This window comes from Pseudomonas sp. BJa3, assembly GCF_026343815.1.
In the GTDB taxonomy this organism is placed as follows: Bacteria; Pseudomonadota; Gammaproteobacteria; order Pseudomonadales; family Pseudomonadaceae; genus Aquipseudomonas; species Aquipseudomonas soli.
Window position 1 is genome coordinate 1 of the sequence record NZ_JAOXMC010000167.1, and the last position, 274, is coordinate 274.

At 58.4% G+C, this 274-nt stretch carries 1 protein-coding gene; it reads left to right on the forward strand.

Annotated elements, in window-relative coordinates:
• A partial coding sequence (locus OH705_RS27280) for a histidine kinase (protein ID WP_267303447.1) occupies positions 1-274 on the forward strand: 274 nt, incomplete at both ends.

Genomic DNA, 274 nt, shown 5'->3' on the forward strand with positions numbered 1-274 from the left:
GGGCAGTATGAACGGCAGAAAGCCCTGCTGACGCAGTCCGAAATTAAGCTGCTGCATGCCCAGGTCAACCCGCATTTCCTGTTTAACGCCCTCAACACGCTCAAAGCGGTGATCCGCCGCGACAGCGATCAGGCCGCGCAGCTGGTGCAGTTTCTGTCGACCTTTTTCCGTAAGAACCTGAAACGGCCGTCCGAGATCGTGACCCTCGCCGATGAGATTGAGCACGTGAATGCCTATCTGCAGATCGAGCAGGCGCGTTTCCAGTCGCGCCTCC